This is a genomic window from Parabacteroides goldsteinii DSM 19448 = WAL 12034 (assembly GCF_000969835.1).
GTDB classification, from domain to species: domain Bacteria; phylum Bacteroidota; class Bacteroidia; order Bacteroidales; family Tannerellaceae; genus Parabacteroides; species Parabacteroides goldsteinii.
In genome coordinates, this window is the sequence record NZ_KQ033912.1 from 1,454,020 (window position 1) to 1,472,082 (window position 18,063).

Genomic DNA, 18,063 nt, shown 5'->3' on the forward strand with positions numbered 1-18,063 from the left:
TCGCATCTATCCAGTAACTCTTAAAGTCGTTCAATCTCTTCTATTGACAAACCGGTACATTGTACAATGATAAGTGGATCAATACCTGACTTTTTCATGTTGGCAGCAATAAGGCGTTTACCCTTCGCTTCTCCTTCGGCAAGACCTTCGGCTCTTCCTTCAGCAATACCTTCAGCTTTTCCTTCAGCAATACCTTCAGCTTTTCCTTCAGCCCTTCCTTCGGCAAGCCCTTCACGTCTTGCACTATTATAAAGAGTTTTTTCAACACTGATACCATCCCAGAAATGCTCGTAACCGGCTAACTCCTCGTCTGTAAAGGCTGATTCTTCCAGCACTGTCAGAGCTTTCGATATTTCAGGGGCTTCCAGTAATTCATGAGGGACGACACGCGTCGATTCACCTATCTCAGTCAGAAAACGGAGCCAAAGGACATGCATACGTTTCTCACTATAGGTATGGGGAGTAAACTTAGGCAGCTCGACAAAAATCAATTGCAAACCGTCGATGATATGATCCGTATGCTCCACATGCACCATTGCATAATGATGGTAATAACCATCCAGAGCCGGTTCGAAAACCTCGTTCACCAGGTTGAGCGAATAAACCGGCTGCAACAATTCGTAGCCTTCGCCTGCATCTAACTGACGCACATAAGCTTTTGAGGCATTGAAAAGAACTCGCTCGCGAAACTCCGGCGACCAAAGCATCTGCATCTCTACCAAAAACTGACGCCCTTTCACATCGCAGCAACGAACGTCTACAATACTGAATTTACGCAAGGGATTGTCCGGCACCATCTCGGAAGGGAGGTATTCGATCTCTCTAATCTCCTCACCCGCTTTCAGGGGCAACAAGGCATTGAGTAAACTGATCACCAGATCGGGATGTTCGCCAAAAATACGTTTAAACGTAAGATCTGCTCTCGGATTTAAATACTTCATAGTTAATTCTTTTAAGTTGATATGCAAAGATAAGTATTCTTCAATGAAATAAAGAATTCCATCCTCTTTATTTTTCTGAGAACATGACAATTCATAAACATCCCGATCCTACCGCCGAATCCGTTTTCTATGTTTTTATTACAACCGGGAGAAAAACCCAACAAATGTTAACTATGACAAACTCGAGGTCGAAAGTAGGTACTTTTTTACCCCGGTTGTAAGCCATTTCCGTCCTAACACACTAATAATCAGCCGTGACAAACTTTTTGCTGCCCCCTATAAAACAAAGAAAATATAATTTGTCACCGACGGCCTATCCGTTCACCTTTTTATAGTCGGCTAGAAAGGTTGCCAGTCCGCTATCGGTAAGCGGGTGTTTCAACAAACCTTTGATAGCAGCCAACGGGCAAGTTGCCACATCGGCTCCCGCCTCGATACATTGGATAATATGTTGTGTGCTACGGATAGAAGCAGCAAGCACTTCCGTCTCATAGCCATAATAAGTATACATTTCCACTATTTTGGCAACCAGTTCAATTCCATCACTGGATATATCGTCGAGACGTCCGACAAACGGAGAGACATAAGTAGCCCCGGCCTTTGCCGCCAAAAGAGCCTGACCACGGGAAAAGACCAGCGTACAGTTCGTACGGATACCTTTGTCCGTAAAATATTTAATTGCCTTAATTCCAGCTTCAATGCAAGGAACTTTTACTACGATATGCGGATTCAGAGCAGCCAGTTCCTCCCCTTCTTTGATCATTCCTTCATAATCGGTAGAGATCACCTCGGCACTCACATCGCCATCCACGATCTCGCAAATCTTTAAATAATGTGCTCGTTGGTTTTCCACTCCTTTAATTCCTTCTTTGGCCATCAATGACGGATTGGTCGTCACACCATCCAACACGCCCAAATCATTCGCTTCCCGGATCTGATCCAGGTTCGCTGTGTCTATAAAAAATTTCATCGCCTTATTTGTTTATGATTCTATTTAAATAACAAATTCATTCACTGATAGTTCTTATGTATTCAAAAGAAAAGGACTATCCTCCACTCAATTCATTTGCATAAAACTTGTATTTCTTCAAAAAATTATCGAATATTGCAGATTATTTAAACTTATGGAGATAGCCAACGAACAAATCTTTGAAAAACTATTCCGGGACCACTACTCCCTTTTATGTAACTATGCCTGCAGATATATCACTGACAGTCAGACTGCTGAAGATATTGTTCAAACATTCTTCATTTCAATTTGGGAGAAAAAGCATTTGACTGTTACTCAGGAAACATTTCTTCCCTATGCCTATCGTGCAATCAGAAACAGTTGCATCAATTATTATAAATCTGAAATTATAAAAGAAGATTTCATTGCCTCGCTGACGGAAGAATGGAATCTCCAACTGGACGATAAAGACGATTTTATTTATCAAAAAGAGGTACAGTTGGCATTGCAGAAACTTCCGGAGAAATGCAGAAAAGTCTTTCTGCTAAAATGTATCACCGGATTGAAATACAAAGAAATAGCTGAAATATCCAATATATCGGTCAATACCGTAAAATATCATCTGGGGGAGGCTTTCCGGATCATGAAAGAGGAGTTAAAACACCTGACCTTTATTTTTTTCTATTTTTTTTTCTGATTTGACCTACCCATTTCTTTCTTCCCGATTGTAATTAATATAAAAGGAAGAAAAAATGAATTCTGAAACAATATATCAAATTATACATTCCATATTAGCTGACGAAGCTACAGATGAAGAGCGCCGTATCTTTACGGAATGGCTGGACGCATCTGATGCTAACCGGGCCGAATATGAAAAACTCAAACGATTATATCAAGTCACAACGCATAGGAGCAAAAATAAAACATTCAATACGGAATTCGCATGGCAGCAGGTCCATAAACAGACCATCTCCAAAAAGAAAACATTCAGACTGCCTGTTTGGACACGTTATGCAGCAATGGTCGCCATTATTGTATTTACCGGTATGATTTATTTTTCAAAACAACCGGCATCCACTATCCATGAAGTCAACATGGAAGAATTTAGCCAGCCTACATTACTTTTAGAGAATGGAGAAAAAATAGCATTAACAGAAGAATCTTTTTCCATGCAGGAAAAACATGTGGTAATTAAAAACGATGCAAAAAATAAACTAGTCTATGAACCACAAGAAGAAGAAGAGGAAAAAATAACAATACAAAATAATCATTTAGTCATACCTAAGGGAAAAACATATCAACTATTACTTTCCGACGGAACCCGTATTTGGTTAAATTCAGAAACAGAAATAACCTACCCGACCCGGTTCGTTGGTAACAAGCGAGAGATAACTCTTATAGGAGAAGCATTTTTTGAGGTTGCAAAAAATAAGGAAAAACCTTTTATTGTCAACGCAAATGGCATGGAAGTAAAAGTATTGGGAACTTCATTCAACGTTTCCTGCTACACTGCTGATAAGACGATCAGTACAACACTTATAGAAGGATCTGTTTCTGTCAAAACTGAAAACAAAAAAACTGTGACTATTACCCCTTCCGAACAATTTACATATAATAGAGACAATGCAAAAACTGATATCCGAATAGTAAATACTGAACTATTTACATCCTGGATAGATGGAAAATATATCTTTAAAGATGCAACACTGGAAGATATTGTCAAAAAACTCCAGCGGTGGTATGATTTTTCTGTTAACTACGAAGATGAAAGTTTAAAATATAATCATTATTCTCTTATAGCGGAGAGAGAAACAAATCTAGATCAGCTTTTGGAAGTAATCAGTTATACTTCCAACATCAAACTCGAGAGAACAAATAACATTATTAACATCAAAAAAATAAAGGAGGAACAATAATCATGACATAACAATATTATGAAAAGCAACAGAGGCAGTATGGATCAGATACTACCTCCGCTAACAGATCAAAAAAACGAAATCATTTTAGTTTAACCTGTAAATTACAAATTTATGAAAAAAAAAGCATCGGAAGACTTCAGCAAAGCACAAAAAGTCTTAAAACGATCATTGTTTATCATTTTACTGAACTGTTTTATATTGGCAGTTCCATTCAATGCTTTTGCATTTGAATCTGTCTTCGAACAAAATTATACCTTAGTTCTATCTTTCAAGAACGCAAAGATGGAACAAATACTGGATGCTATTTCAGAGCAATCCGGTATTAAAATCGCTTACAGTACAGAAGAATTAGCCACAAATAAAAGTGTGTCCGTAGACATTAAAACTTCCGATATAAAAGAAGCATTATCTGCTGTATTGGGAGACGGATATACTTTTAAGCAAATAGACAATTATATCGCTATTGCAAAAAAAGCAAAAGATGAAGTACAATCCACTATCATCAGCCAGGCTGATGATAGACCTTGGACAGTCCAAGGTCAGGTATTGGAAAACTCAGAACCTCCTTACCCGATGGCTGGTGTAAACATTTCTATCAAAGGGACAAAACTTGGTACAATAAGTGACCAGAACGGTTATTTTTCTATTAAAGCAAAACGTGGAGACATACTTGTTTTCAACTTCCTGGGATTCAAAGAATATGAATATGTTGTTTCACGTGCAATCAGTAACTTAAGCGTTTCTTTGAGTGAAGACAGTGAGACTTTGGATGAAATTATCGTAACTGGTTTTTCTGAGGAGAAGAAACTAAATACTATTTCATCCGTATCTTCTCTGGATATAAGTAAAAATCTAACTACAAAGCCTATTACATCTTTATCCCAATCATTACAGGGAGGTATAACTGGTTTGAATGTAACTCAAAGTTCAGGTTTACCGGGTGCAGATGCCGCAACTATTAAAATCCGCGGTATATCTTCCTTAACAACGAATAGTGATCCTCTTGTATTAGTGGACGGTATTCCAATGGATATGAATAACCTTGATCCGAATACCATCGAAAGTGTTACCGTACTAAAAGATGCGGCGGCCGCCGCTATCTATGGAGCCCGTGCAGCAAACGGCGTTATTGTTGTAAAAACAAAACGCGGAACCCCGGGTAAAGTAAATGTTTCATATAACGGTTATTTCGGAATCCAGAAAGCAACTTATCTGCCCGAATTTATTGATGGTGCAGGATATATGGAAATGTTGAATGCTGCCAATACAAATATCGGAGGTGACCCTATCTATTCACAAGAGGAAATAGACAATACACGTAAAGGAGTAGACCCTGTTAAATATCCGGATGTGGACTGGGCAGATTTTTTATTCAAAACAGGTTCTGTTCAAAGTCACTCCGTATCTGTATCCGGTGGTAGCAATCTGGCTCGTTTCGCATTAACTGCTAATTACCTTAAAAACGAGGGTCTGGTCGAAAAAGCCAATTCAGATCGTATCAACATACGTGCCAATACATCTGTAAGTTTGCTTGATAACCTGTCAGTCAATATGGACTTTAATTCATACCGTACCAATCGTCAGGAACCCATGTACAGAGATGGAGCATATACTTCTTCTATCATTTCTTATATGTATGGCACTCCCCCCAATACAGTTGCACGTTATCCGATGAAAGAAGGAAGCGATATCGTATTTTACGGAAATCGTCCGGAACAACGCAATCCTGCCGCATTAATTGATCGTGGCGGACAATTTAAAGCTCTGGAAGACAATGTTAGTATCAATATTGCACCTCGCTGGGAAGTTATTCCCAAGTTAATATTAAGAGGCCAATATTCGTATCGTGTTAGTAGTAGTGCCACTAATCGCCAACGAGCCGCCTATAACTTTTTTGATTATACTTCCGGGGCTTTGCTCGAAACCTGGGGCTCGATTAATAGTGCAAGTAAAGACCGTTCAAGTTACTACTATGTAGGAGCTACCGCTGAATATACATTTGAGAAAGACAAACACCGCTTATTTGTTATAGGGGGATATAATCAGGAATTAACAAATAATGGAGACTGGGATCAATGGTCAATGGTCTCTGTATTCGGCAAAGCTAATTATACATTCGATCGTCGTTTCTTATTGGAAGGAACTGTTCGTCGTGACGGTTCATCCCGCTTTGGGAAAGGTAATAAATATGGAGTTTTCCCTTCTGTCGGTGCAGGTTGGAATATACATGAAGAAAAATTCATAAAAAGCGCAAAATGGTTAAATGAATTAAAACTAAGGGCATCTTACGGTTTATTGGGAAATGAAAACATCGGTCTATACAAATATCAATCTTTGATCAATTCATCAAATGGTAATGAAACAACTTATGGTAATCCAGACATAACATGGGAAAAAGTAAATATGCTCAATGTCGGTGCAGACATCAGAATACTCAAAGATATCAATATTACATTCGATTACTACGATAAATTGACTACCGATCTTATCATAACTCCTCCTATTTCATATGTTGGTGGTATTGAAAAAGTACCAATGAATGCCGGAGAATTAAGAAACCACGGTTGGGAACTTGATCTCAATTACAACAAACAGCTAACCAAAGATTTTGGTTTTAACATCCATGGAGGTTTATCTCAAAACAAAAATAAAATCGAAGAACTGTACGGAGGTCCGTATGATAACGGAGATAATATAAACACAGTAGGATATGCTTTAAAAAGCTTTTATGTTTATCCGACAGCCGACTTATTACAGGAAAGTGATTTTAGCAAAGACGAAAGCGGTAATTGGATACCTAAAGATGGTGTAATTATTTATGATGGACAACAACCAGGAGATATACACTATCTTGACACAAATAAAGACGGTAAAATAACTACTGACGACCGTGTTATCCGTGGTGACGAGCAACCTAAATTAAATTATTTTGCCAACATAAGCCTCGATTACAAAAAATGGTCATTGGAAGTTTTATTTCAAGGAGTTTCAGGTGTCGACGCCTACTACTCAGAACCGTATTCTTTTGGCTTAAGTACTTCAGGAGACGGACAAACACCACTTTCCGTACAAACAGACTATTGGACTCCTACTAATACCAATGCACGTTATCCGCGTATTGCTCCTAATTCTACATATGGCAATAATAATCACCGTTCAGATTTTTGGCATTTCGATGCAAGTTATTGCCGTGTAAAATATATTCAGCTAGGATACCTATTCGATCAGATGGGACTAAAAAAAATCGGAATATCCAATATCCGTGTATATATCAATGCACAAAATCCTTTCACTTTCGCAAAAGAAAAATTGGTTGACCCGGAAAGCCGCGGACAGAAAAGTTCATATCCACTGGTTAAAACCTATTCTATGGGAGTTAGTCTGAATTTCTAATAATAAACCTATAAATAAAAAGATTATGAAATTAAATAATAAAATAACGACATGGGCTTTTACTTCGTTGTTACTCTTATTTTGTAGTTGTTCTGATTTTTTGACAAGAGATCATCCGACCGGAGTAACCGATGATGATTTCTGGAAAACTATGAATGAATGCGAAACAGCATTGGGACAATGTAAAGCCTGGCCTAACGGTTCCTATTTTACAAGTAACACAGTTACAAACGTTGCATGGATCCACATGGAAGGTATGACAGATAATCAGTACTTCCGTTCTAACTTTCAGACAGAAGTCGTCAATCTGGCCAATGGCTCGGCAACACCGACTTCAGGTGGTTATATCAGCAAACTATGGGATAGATATTACGAATATATCCGCCGATGCAACCGTTTTCTGGAACATGTTGATAATGCATATTTTACACTCGAATATGAACGTGATCGTATGAAAGCGGATGTTCGTGTTTGGCGTGCCTGGTATCATATGCAGTTATTCTTACTGTATGGTCGTCACGATGGTATACCTATTCTTGAGAAATCATTGACTCCAACCGAAAACTTTATGTCACGTAATACGGTTGAAGAATGCTTAGATTTTTTGAATAGAGAATTCGATGCTATAATCAACATAACAGATGATAATGTGTGTCCCTTTATCTGGGATGAAGGACGTCGTGCCCGTATGTCTCGTTCTTCTGCTTTAGTCTTAAAAATGGATTTAAATTTACAATTCCAAAAATATGACATTGCAAAAGCAGCTGCAAAACAATTGATAGATTCTGGTGTATTTGAATTATATTATACAGAATTGGCAGACGAAGATCCCGGTAAAAATTATCGCGATTTATTTAATTATGTAGGGAAACAAAATAAAGAACGTATCATTTTTACCTCCAATGGTCTGAATCAATTCTGGTTCCGTTGCATAAGCATGTCATTAGGTGGTCAGGGAACCTGCGGTGTTTTAAAATCATTCGTTGATGAATTTGAAACAATCGACGGTAAAACGCTCCAGTCACTGCCAGCTAATGAACGTACTGAATATGAAAAGGACCCTCTCTATAAAGAACGTGATCCCCGATTGTATACAACAGTAATGATGCCGGGCGATAATACTTCTTTCAAAAACTATACTTATACACCATTTGATGTAAATAGTAGCGATTATTATACAAAAACAGGAGCTCCGGCTTCCGGTTATATGCTAAAGAAATTTGCAAGCGAACAAGACCGTGCCAGTGGACGCGGAAGTTTGGACTTCATGTTATATCGTTATGCAGAAGTATTGCTAACTTACGTTGAATGTCTGGTTGAAAGTGGCGATTGGCAAAATCCTGACGTTGAAAAGTATATAAATATGATTCGTAATCGTGCCGGAATGCCTAATATGGATAAAACAGTTTATAACTCACAGGAAAAAGTACGTGAACTGTATCGTCGCGAACGTCGTGTTGAATTTGGCTTCGAAGGAAAACGATACGATGATATTCGTCGCTGGAATATTGGGGCACAAACAATGTCTGGTTCCATCCAGGGAGCATGGAATCCAAAAACAAATTCGTTTGTAACAATTGAAGAACGTAATTGTACTTTCCCCAAAAATGACTCATGGCCTCTTCCTCAGGATGAAGTTACAGCCAATCCAAACATCAGCCAACCTACCGGTTGGTAATAAATCAAAAAGAGGAAATCCTGTCATGGGGTTTCCTCTTTCATTATTAATAACAACATTACTTCTTCACCGCAATCTTACTCAGCAACCGGATCTCCTTCAAATCCGAATAATCATACTGGTAAATACCGTCTTCGGCAATCATCATCAATACATTATTATAAGGGATTACATCATAACCTTCCATACCGGAATAATGGGCCAGGCGGTTTGCCATCAGAGTCTGTGGGTCATTGGCATTATAGATCTTCAAACCATCGTCACAAAGGAAAAGCGTACCGTTATCGATTCCCAATCCTTTCGGTTTAGTCATTGTATAGGAAACTATCGGCTGGGGACGTTTCACGTCACTGACATTAATAATGATCAACTCATTGAAGTTTTGTCCGCAGTTATTACCAGAATGAACGGTTACATAGGCAATATCATCCTCCACCACAACCGGGTCACAGCCATATACATGAGTCAATGACGACTGATATTCAGGTTTTAACGGATCTTTTACGGAATAAATCAACATTCCGGTCGGCGTTCCCATAAACATACAATCCTTATAACTGAAAATAGTTTCCACATTCCATCCGACAGGAATCGTTTCCGCCGCTACAACAGGTTCCGTACCGGAAAGATCGAAAATGTCCATCTGATTATTCAATACAACATACAGATAATCCTTATAAAGGCCGAAACGGGACATAGAGCCATTCACACCGATGGAGCCACCACCACTGCTACTTTCAGAAATGGCCCCCATATCATTATAATAGATTTCATCTTTATAATACTCATAGGTTTCTGTTACCTCCTCCTGTGTCCAGCCGACAACAACACCTTTCGCTCTACCTGCTTCAGAAAAAACTTCGGAATCGATTATGCCTTCCTCAATCGGTGGAAAGCTCTGGAGAAATACATTTTCCAATCGATTCTTCAACGCAGGTAAAGCAGGATTGCTGATATCGAACCACACCAGATCGACATACGAATCCGCATATAACAGATTGTTGCGTATTGCCAGGTCGGCATTCCCCATCAATTCAATAAACCCAACCGAAGCTGGCGATGACGGATTACGGTTATCAATAATATGAATTCCTTTTCCTGGCTCCGACACATACAAATAACCTTCATAAAAACAAATCTTCCCCTTCTGGGTTATCTCTTCCGGCTGAGTGGTTACTTTCACGGAAGAACGGAATACATCAGCAGACATATATACCGGTTTGTTCACTGTATAAGTGATCGTCTCCCTCACTTTCATATCATCGTTGCATCCGCAAAACAAACAGATCAACGACACACAAAACAGACTCATTAGTTTTTTCATCTTCAATACATTTAGTGGATAAATACTTATAGTTCTTTCAATTAAAAATCAAAACGAATACCTGCACCAAGTCCGATAATCACAGAATTCTCTGTCCGGATACTCGGCGGCTGGTCATTATCAAAATAATGCGAAATACGTGGTTCGAAATAAAAACTCCAATCCCTGTAAAAACGATAGGACACACCGGCAGAAGCATTCAATGACCATTGCAGGCCGTTTATGCCTTTCTTCTCAACATTATTCACCTGTTCAAACTGCCAGAACCTATTCTCCGTCTGTTTGGACCGTAACCCTTTTTCCATCATAAAGCCGCCCGACAGGTATATTTTCCATCGTGGATTTTGCCAAAGGGATACAACCAGATTGACAGGTATACCCAGATAGTGAAGTTCCAGGCGGGACTTATACTGAACTTTATCCCATGTTGACAAATTGGAAGATAAATAAGTATATACCAACCCTGTCTCCACCCCGATATAACGATTAAAATCTTTCCGGACTGTCACACCGAAAGAAAGAGGCAGCGCAGCATCCACCTCTGTATATTGTTCAGGAGGCAATACATTCGAATTTTCAAACAAAGGTGGCTTGACCGGTGGAGGAGATACCTCTCCCGGATTACCCGGAGTTATACTACTCGAAGGATTATCCATATCCATTGTAAGATCTCCATTTCCGAGTCCTAGCGAAACATGGCCACCAGTACCGAAACCGGCATTGATAGACCATCCGCTTTCCGCTGTCTTTTTCTTACCTGCAGAAGAGAAATTATATTTTTTCGATTCATAACTATACAAATCCTGTTTCTTCTGTTTCTTTTCCGGCTGCTCCTTAGTATCCTTTGTACTTTTCTCAACATCCGGTTGCTGCATCGTTTTTTCCTGTTCCTGTATTTCCTCAGCGACTTCCGTTTCCGGTACTTCATTTCCAGTTATTTGTAACGGCTTGTCAGGTCTCGCGGCAGCAATCAATTTCTTCGCTGGTACAGACTCATTAACAGAAGGTACCGTTTCTTCCGGAATGTTCTCCTGAGTCTCCTGGTATATTTTCTCTTCATCCTGAACGGAAGCCACTGGCGGCACCACGCCGTCATAGGAGCCGTCTCCTGCCCGAAAGGGTGAAAACAAAAACAGTAATGCAATGACAGCTGCAGCCACAGAACTTCCGGCCCACCACAACCATTTCTGTCCGCGGGGCTTCATACGAAGCTCGATATCCTCCCAGCAAAGATCATCGACAGGCAACCGGTGATCTTCCAGTTTCTGCTTCATGAATTCGCTGAAATCATCCAACTGTTCTCTATGATCCATATCACTGCGCATCTTCATGCATAATTAATGATTGAACACTTTTCTGTAACACTTTCCGCGCCCTGATGAACTGTGTTCGCGAGGTTACTTCGCTTATATGTAGCATTTCTGCTATTTCACTGTGAGAATATCCCTCTATCGCATAGAGGTTGAACACCGTCCGGTAGCCATTCGGCAAACGGGCAATACAAGCATGCAGGTCATCTGCCGACAAACGGTCTAAAGCCGACACATCGACCTCATCAACCAAATCCCCGCAGTCATCAAAGTTTACGCTTAACCGGATTGCATCATTTTTTCGGAGATATTCAAGAGCAGTAGTAACGAACACCCTGCGTACCCAACCGGGAAACGCACCAGATCCCGTATAACTTCCGATCTTTGTGAATATCTTGATAAATCCGTCTTGCAACAAGTCGCGAGCAGTTTCCCTGTTATTGACATACCGCATACACACACTCATCATGGCAGGAGCATACAGCTCGTAGACTTCTTTACGAGCCCATGACTCCCCACGTTTGCATCCGGCAATTAACAGCTGTTCGTCCATAGGTAATATTACTCTCTATCTGTATGATGAAAAAGCCTCTCCTAATGTTGCAGCTATAGTGGAGAAAAATAAATAATTATCACTCGATATATAATACCATATTATTTCTAATACTCTGTTGGGGAGAATAAGAAATATCCAAAGGAACAGGCTTTGAAGCAGAACGCACCGATTTCAATGAAGACCGACCTGTTATTTCGTAGATAGCCTCTGCCAACAAAGGTTCATTCGTTTCTCCAAAATTTACCAAGTTCCAATTAAACTCATTGATCCTAATATCAGGAGAAAAACCATCTGCATAATCAGCCTTACCTTCCTTATTATAACTACGGAATGTAACAGGTGAAAAAATCCAACCATATTTCTCCGATTCGTCATAAACACTCATCCCTACCGTTTTACCGAAAGTTTGTACACCGATCAGACGAACATTATTACCCAGATAAGGCTTCAAAGAATTGATAACAAGTTCAGAAGATGAAGCAGTATTGCTTCCTGTCAAAACGAACAACCGTTTCAAGTTGAGATTTCCAGATCGGACCTCTGATGTTTTCAGGAGAGGTATCACATTATTCTTACTTTCGTTTTTGTCATTATATTCCAGTTTACAAAATGTATCTCCCAACACACTTTCAGGAGCAAGTAAAGAGGCCAGTAACTGGGCACACCTCACATCACCACCGCCATTATACCGTAAATCGAGCACAAACTCATTTACATTCCGGCTTTTGAACTTTTCAAATAATTGTTGCAGGTAAAGATTATAACTCATATCGTCACGCCCATCCGGACCGATAGTAAAATGATTATACATCAAATAACCGATACAGCTATTACCGATAGTATAAACCGAATCTTTCAGAAAAGGGGTATCTTCCACAACACGGGATGCTCCCAACGCTATTTCTCTGGTCGGAATAATAACCTCCCTATCCTCATCATATCGTGCCAGTTGAAGAGACACACTGCCTCCGCTTCTCAATATATCATAATTTTGAATCGTGCCTTCTGCCCCATTTACACCCAGAATCCAGTCACCACGTTTCAACCCGGCTTCCTCGGCCGGTGAGTCCTTTAATACATAAAGGACAACAGCTATTTTATAAATGTTATTCCCACTTTTTAAATTGGAAGTAGCGAAATCGAATCCATACGAATCTCTATCATTAAAAATACTTTTCGTTGCTACCGCCTTTTCCAGAGTTGAATAATAATGATGGCCTTCGGGCAGGTCTTTACCGTCTTTATCTGATAATAAAGAAAGTAAGAAATCCTCCGGTTCCGCATCAAAATTCAACTTATTTTTTTCAGGAAGTTCAGAATACCAAAGATAGTTTTCTCTCATAATCCTTTCTATCCACAGATTCACATCATTATCTGTTTTTGGTCCATTGTTATCCTCTTTCTCGCAAGCTGCAAATGACAGCGAAAATAAAATAACCAGTATATAACTTTTAATTTTCATACGTAACATTCCTTTCTTTTTCTTATTAAAGGCAAAGATATGCTATATTTTCTCCTGCTAGCAGCCCCTACAAGAATTAATATGTAGTTTTTCTACTATTTTAAGTAAAAACAAGATCAATAAATATCTTATTTTAAGTAAATAATCTATCTTAGCGTCAATAAAATGATGTTGTGTATGAAGCGGGGATATTTTATAATTATAGTACTAGTGACATGTGTATGCTGTGGGCACGCACAGTCTGTTTTTGACTATGTTCTGAATGGTGATGGGAAAATGATTGCTATTCCCAAGTTTCAAAAATTCAATTTCAATATTCCTGAATTTTCCTATAAAACATATACTCCTTCTCTAAGGACGGAGTTGGAGAAGAAACTCAGGGAATTCACTCCGGACTTCCCTGAAATTCAAGATCAACGTCCGATGGATATGCAGGTTCTGTCAGCCGCCTATCGCCCATTCTTTAATCCGTTTACTCCAATGCTACGCCGCGTATCTCCAATGGCACTCGATTTTCAGGAGGCTAGTTTTACCCCGATCAGCGAAACAACCGGTCTGCTGACAGTCGGAGAACAATTTACCTGGCCAGGAGTAGGAGGACTTACAAGGGTTAGTTCATCATTAGTATGGCACCAGGACCGGTGGACACTTACAGGAGGTGCATTTGCCGGACGTTACTTCACGCCGTTCAACTACAGTCCTGACTTTATGGGAGGTGTTAACGCCACTGTCAGCATCGAGGTGGTCGACTGGATGACTGTCAAAGGTTGGGGGCAATATGCTTTCTATCAGAAAGGAGAACGTACGAATCCTCATATGCTGCTGAATCCCTATTATAATCATACAAGCGTAGGAGGTGCTTTTGAATTTAAAGTAAAGGATAATTTCAGTTTCGGTGTCGGAGTAAATTATGAATATAATCCCTGGAACAAACGTATGGATCCGCAGTTCCTGTTCTATCCGGCGTTTAAAGGCAAAAATATCAGGATAGGCATTAATTAACGTACCGATTATTCATAAATCATCTTCTTAGTCATCCCGCCGTCTATTACAATATTCTGGCCGTTGATGAAATCATTTTCCGGGGCAGCCAGGAAAAGGCAGGCGCTTGCTATATCTGAAGGACGCCCCACACGTCCTGACGGATGTTGGTTATGGTCTGACCGTTTCAGCAAACGGTAGTCTTCATTCTGTATCCATCCCGGACTGATACTGTTTACAGTAATATTATAATCACTGAAAGACAATGCAAGTGCATGTGTCAACGAAACAATCCCCCCTTTGGAAGCTGCATAACATTCCGAACCGGGTTCGCTTTGGAGATAACGGGTAGAGGCAATATTGATGATCCGACCGTAACGCTGTTTCCCTTCCTCATTATTCCGATGGATAGCCAATGCCCGTGAAGTTATAAACACCGGTCGCAGGTTTGTTGACAACACTTTATTGAACTGTTCAATACTCGTTTCGACCAATGGAGAGAATTCACTGATTCCCACATTATTAACAATCACATCTATATCTCCCCACATGTTGAAAAGCCTGTTGATAACTTTTTGAAGAGCTTCCGGATCACTTGCATCAGCCTGGAAGAACTGGACGAAAGTAGGTAATAGATCGCAAAGACGCGAAGCCGCTTTTTCATCTGTATCACAAAAAGCGACCCTTGCTCCCACATTACAAAATGCAGTTACAATAGCTGCACCGATCCCCTTAGCACCACCGGTGACAAATACTCTCTTACCGTCCATACTCTGTTCTGTGTTTGATTGTCTGCTGCAAAGATAACAAAAGAGTCTTGTAAAACCGTTGTAACACTAATAAATAAAAAAATCCACCCCAATTTATCCGAAATTTAATTAATTTCGCAGAGCTAAACAAAAAAGCATAAACACCATGAAAAAAAGTCTATTCACAACAGTTCTACTGTTTATAATCACTCTCTGCTTCTCGTCCTGTCAGAAAACAGAAACATTTAAAGTTCTCCAGTTTAATATCTGGCAGGAAGGAACCGTAGTAGAAAACGGATTTGATGCCGTTGCAGATGAAATTGTTCGCAGCGATGCCGATTTCGTTACATTGAGCGAGGTACGAAATTACCACAACACACGTTTCTGCGACCGTATCGTTGAAGCTCTCCAAAAACGCGGACAAACATATTATTCTTTCTACACGGAAGATTCCGGATTACTAAGCCGCTATCCCATCAGCGACAGCAGCACTGTTTATCCTTTGAACGACGACCGGGGAAGCATCTATCGCCTGGTAACGAAAAAAGGGGACCAGGAATTTGCCGTATACACTGCCCATCTGGATTACCGCAATTGCGCTTACTATGATGCCCGTGGATATGACGGTAACAATTGGAATAAAATAGAACCGGTTACGAATCTGGACTCGATTCTGGTACTGAACCGTGCATCCGTTCGTGACGATGCTATCGCCCGTTTCATCAAAGAAGCAGAAAAAGACAAAGCGGCAGGTCGTATCGTTATCCTGGGAGGTGACTTCAACGAGCCTTCTCATCTGGACTGGACGGAAGCAACTAAAGATATGCGTGACCATTATGGCCTGGTTGTTCCCTGGGATGTGTCCGTTATGCTTGAAAAAGCAGGATATAAAGACTCCTATCGCGAAAAATATCCGGATCCCGTCACTCATCCCGGATTTACCTGCCCGGCTGATTGCCCGGATATTGCCTTAAAAAAACTGGTCTGGTCACCGGAAGCCGATGATCGCGATCGTATTGACTTTATCATGTATTCACCATTCAATGGACTGAGCCTGACTGATGTAACAATTATCGGTCCTAAAGGAGATATACTTCGTGGTGAACGTGTCACAAAAGAAACAGCTGATCCGGTTATTGAACCGCTTGGAGTATGGCCTACCGACCATAAAGCAATTTTGGCAACTTTCCAACTTATTAGACATCTATAGAAATGAATAAAACAAATAAATACAGTTGGTTAACCTTTATACCGGTAGGCATTGCCTGTTTTTATTTTTACTTGCACACCTGCCCTTATCATTTGCTTCACAAAGAACAGACGACACTTTTTGTCTATGCCTCAGAAGTTTTATATTCTTATTTGAATAAACCCGCCGTATTATCTTGTTTGACCGGTGATTACCTGACTCAATTCTTTCGTACTCCGGTAACGGCTTCCATTTTGATGGGGGGGATTATGCTTGTATTGGGACTGATCTGTTATGCCGCATTTCGGAAATGGACAAACGGCTGGCTAGCCATCATTCCTGCTATCACTATCATGAGTTGGGAGGTGATGCGTTCTTGCGGATTGCTCTATCCTTTATCTTCCACAATATCTTTAATTGGTGGGATTGGTTTATTTCTTCTCTATGATCCTATAAAGAACAGATTTTTACGCATCGGAGCCGTTTTTTTCGAAATCGTTTTAGGATATTGGTTGTTCGGGTATGGAGTTTTTATCTTTCTGCTTTTCGTGTTGATTTCTTCCCTAATATACAAAAGGAATAGACTATGGAGTTGCCTGGCAGCCATCATAACGATTGTTTTACCTGGAATATGCAGTAAAAGTTATTTGCTCACCTACAGCCAAGCCTGTCAATATCCTGCCACCTCCTGGTGGGGTACCCCTAATCCTTTATACGAACGATTGATAGGACTCGATATTGAAGCTGAGGCAGGACATTGGGATAAAGTCCGTGAATTATCTTTCCCCGAAGAACACATAAGTGCTTGCAGTTATTATTATAATTTAGCAAATGCCGTCGAAAACAAACTGCCTGACAGACTGATGGATTATTACCAACCGGGAGCCGAAGGGCTGTTCATACCTATCAGTACCTCTTCTTCTTACCTTTCTTCATTATATGCCAATGAAGTCTGGTTCCATTTAGGTGACATGACGATGGCCGAACATGCCACGATACTCGGTATGATCTTTTCTCCTAATCACACAGGTAGCCGTATGGTAAAGCGATTGGCAGAAATCAACCTGATCAACCGAGATGAAGAAGCCGCCATGAAATATTTGCGCATTCTGTCAAAAACAAAATTTTACAGTCAATGGGCTAAAGACAGAATCCCCGGAAAAGAAAGCGACTCCGTCAAACGATGGTTAAAAGAAAAAAGGGCATTTATTCCTAAAACAGATACGATACGTACCTCCACAACCGATGTGGTCAAATCACTCCGGCTCCTACTTGCAAGTAACCCTGAAAACGAAATGGCACGCGACTACCTGCTTTGCCTGCACCTGTTGGCAAAAAACTTGCCTGCTTTTATTGAAGACTACCCGAAACAACCGGGGAAAGCCCCCAAACGGTTATATGCCGAAGCATTGATGATTGATCTTGTTCGTCACCACGCTTCTGGCAAAGAAATACAGGAGACTATTGTAGATCCTACTGTCGTACAAGATTTTAAAGAATATACTCGTTTACACCGACAATCAAAAGGAATCCCACAAGCATTGACCGGCAAATTCGGGAAAACCTACTGGTTCTATTATCATTTTGCACAAAACCAATAAAAAGAAATAAA

Annotated in this window: 14 protein-coding genes; 7 read left to right on the top strand and 7 right to left on the bottom strand. The window is 40.2% G+C overall.

Features of this window, described 5'->3' with window-relative positions:
* Positions 1-20 precede the first annotated feature (20 nt).
* Both HMPREF1535_RS05530 and fsa read right to left on the bottom strand, forming a co-directional pair.
* Entirely contained in the window at positions 21-941 is a 921-nt protein-coding gene (locus HMPREF1535_RS05530; protein WP_046146426.1) for an Rpn family recombination-promoting nuclease/putative transposase, read from the bottom strand.
* A gap of 313 nt (positions 942-1,254) precedes the next feature.
* Positions 1,255-1,911: a fructose-6-phosphate aldolase gene (fsa, locus tag HMPREF1535_RS05535; protein ID WP_046145530.1), complete on the bottom strand. Its 657-nt coding sequence runs from the start codon at positions 1,909-1,911 to the stop codon at positions 1,255-1,257.
* A 154-nt stretch (positions 1,912-2,065) separates the two neighbouring features.
* On the opposite strand from fsa, the gene HMPREF1535_RS05540 reads away from it, so the two are divergent.
* From HMPREF1535_RS05540 to HMPREF1535_RS05555, 4 genes are all read left to right on the top strand, one after another.
* Positions 2,066-2,587: an RNA polymerase sigma-70 factor gene (locus tag HMPREF1535_RS05540; protein ID WP_052716658.1), complete on the top strand. Its 522-nt coding sequence runs from the start codon at positions 2,066-2,068 to the stop codon at positions 2,585-2,587.
* A 55-nt stretch (positions 2,588-2,642) separates the two neighbouring features.
* Positions 2,643-3,806, top strand: a complete 1,164-nt coding sequence (locus HMPREF1535_RS05545) for a FecR family protein (RefSeq protein ID WP_046145531.1) — start codon at positions 2,643-2,645, stop codon at positions 3,804-3,806.
* 114 nt (positions 3,807-3,920) lie between these two features.
* A complete protein-coding gene (locus HMPREF1535_RS05550) occupies positions 3,921-7,202 on the top strand; it encodes a TonB-dependent receptor (RefSeq protein ID WP_046145532.1) in 3,282 nt (1,093 codons plus the stop codon).
* Between the two features lie 25 nt (positions 7,203-7,227).
* Positions 7,228-8,880, top strand: coding sequence for a RagB/SusD family nutrient uptake outer membrane protein (locus HMPREF1535_RS05555; protein ID WP_046145533.1), 1,653 nt, complete (start codon positions 7,228-7,230; stop codon positions 8,878-8,880).
* A 58-nt stretch (positions 8,881-8,938) separates the two neighbouring features.
* Here the strand turns inward: HMPREF1535_RS05555 and HMPREF1535_RS05560 are convergent, their stop codons facing one another.
* The 4 genes from HMPREF1535_RS05560 to HMPREF1535_RS05575 form a co-directional block, all read right to left on the bottom strand.
* A complete protein-coding gene (locus tag HMPREF1535_RS05560; RefSeq protein WP_046145534.1) occupies positions 8,939-10,204 on the bottom strand; it encodes an LVIVD repeat-containing protein in 1,266 nt (421 codons plus the stop codon).
* A 41-nt stretch (positions 10,205-10,245) separates the two neighbouring features.
* Entirely contained in the window at positions 10,246-11,517 is a 1,272-nt protein-coding gene (locus tag HMPREF1535_RS05565) for a porin family protein (RefSeq protein WP_244275572.1), read from the bottom strand.
* A 1-nt stretch (position 11,518) separates the two neighbouring features.
* Positions 11,519-12,067 (bottom strand): RNA polymerase sigma factor, encoded by a 549-nt coding sequence (locus HMPREF1535_RS05570; RefSeq protein ID WP_046145535.1) that lies wholly within the window; start codon positions 12,065-12,067, stop codon positions 11,519-11,521.
* Between the two features lie 79 nt (positions 12,068-12,146).
* A complete protein-coding gene (locus HMPREF1535_RS05575) occupies positions 12,147-13,532 on the bottom strand; it encodes a S41 family peptidase (RefSeq protein WP_046146429.1) in 1,386 nt (461 codons plus the stop codon).
* Between the two features lie 177 nt (positions 13,533-13,709).
* Here HMPREF1535_RS05575 and HMPREF1535_RS05580 point away from each other — a divergent pair, with 177 nt between their 5' ends.
* Positions 13,710-14,534 carry a hypothetical protein gene (locus HMPREF1535_RS05580; protein WP_046145536.1) on the top strand — a complete coding sequence of 275 codons (825 nt, stop codon included), beginning with the start codon at positions 13,710-13,712 and terminating at the stop codon, positions 14,532-14,534.
* A gap of 8 nt (positions 14,535-14,542) precedes the next feature.
* Here the strand turns inward: HMPREF1535_RS05580 and HMPREF1535_RS05585 are convergent, their stop codons facing one another.
* A complete protein-coding gene (locus HMPREF1535_RS05585; RefSeq protein ID WP_010801575.1) occupies positions 14,543-15,283 on the bottom strand; it encodes an SDR family NAD(P)-dependent oxidoreductase in 741 nt (246 codons plus the stop codon).
* A gap of 145 nt (positions 15,284-15,428) precedes the next feature.
* Between HMPREF1535_RS05585 and HMPREF1535_RS05590 the strand changes: the two genes are divergently transcribed.
* Complete coding sequence (locus HMPREF1535_RS05590) at positions 15,429-16,472, top strand: endonuclease/exonuclease/phosphatase family protein (protein ID WP_046145537.1); 1,044 nt, start codon at positions 15,429-15,431, stop codon at positions 16,470-16,472.
* A gap of 2 nt (positions 16,473-16,474) precedes the next feature.
* On the top strand, positions 16,475-18,052 hold the full coding sequence (locus tag HMPREF1535_RS05595) for a DUF6057 family protein (RefSeq protein ID WP_046145538.1): 1,578 nt from the start codon (positions 16,475-16,477) through the stop codon (positions 18,050-18,052).
* Positions 18,053-18,063: the final 11 nt, after the last annotated feature.

Bases quoted from the DNA above. Each gene is read 5' to 3' on its own strand.
- HMPREF1535_RS05530 (WP_046146426.1), bottom strand. From the start codon at position 941: ATGAAGTATTTAAATCCGAGAGCAGATCTTACGTTTAAACGTATTTTT.
- fsa (WP_046145530.1), bottom strand. From the start codon at position 1,911: ATGAAATTTTTTATAGACACAGCGAACCTGGATCAGATCCGGGAAGCG.
- HMPREF1535_RS05540 (WP_052716658.1), top strand. From the start codon at position 2,066: ATGGAGATAGCCAACGAACAAATCTTTGAAAAACTATTCCGGGACCAC.
- HMPREF1535_RS05545 (WP_046145531.1), top strand. From the start codon at position 2,643: ATGAATTCTGAAACAATATATCAAATTATACATTCCATATTAGCTGAC.
- HMPREF1535_RS05550 (WP_046145532.1), top strand. From the start codon at position 3,921: ATGAAAAAAAAAGCATCGGAAGACTTCAGCAAAGCACAAAAAGTCTTA.
- HMPREF1535_RS05555 (WP_046145533.1), top strand. From the start codon at position 7,228: ATGAAATTAAATAATAAAATAACGACATGGGCTTTTACTTCGTTGTTA.
- HMPREF1535_RS05560 (WP_046145534.1), bottom strand. From the start codon at position 10,204: ATGAAAAAACTAATGAGTCTGTTTTGTGTGTCGTTGATCTGTTTGTTT.
- HMPREF1535_RS05565 (WP_244275572.1), bottom strand. From the start codon at position 11,517: ATGGATCATAGAGAACAGTTGGATGATTTCAGCGAATTCATGAAGCAG.
- HMPREF1535_RS05570 (WP_046145535.1), bottom strand. From the start codon at position 12,067: ATGGACGAACAGCTGTTAATTGCCGGATGCAAACGTGGGGAGTCATGG.
- HMPREF1535_RS05575 (WP_046146429.1), bottom strand. From the start codon at position 13,532: ATGAAAATTAAAAGTTATATACTGGTTATTTTATTTTCGCTGTCATTT.
- HMPREF1535_RS05580 (WP_046145536.1), top strand. From the start codon at position 13,710: ATGAAGCGGGGATATTTTATAATTATAGTACTAGTGACATGTGTATGC.
- HMPREF1535_RS05585 (WP_010801575.1), bottom strand. From the start codon at position 15,283: ATGGACGGTAAGAGAGTATTTGTCACCGGTGGTGCTAAGGGGATCGGT.
- HMPREF1535_RS05590 (WP_046145537.1), top strand. From the start codon at position 15,429: ATGAAAAAAAGTCTATTCACAACAGTTCTACTGTTTATAATCACTCTC.
- HMPREF1535_RS05595 (WP_046145538.1), top strand. From the start codon at position 16,475: ATGAATAAAACAAATAAATACAGTTGGTTAACCTTTATACCGGTAGGC.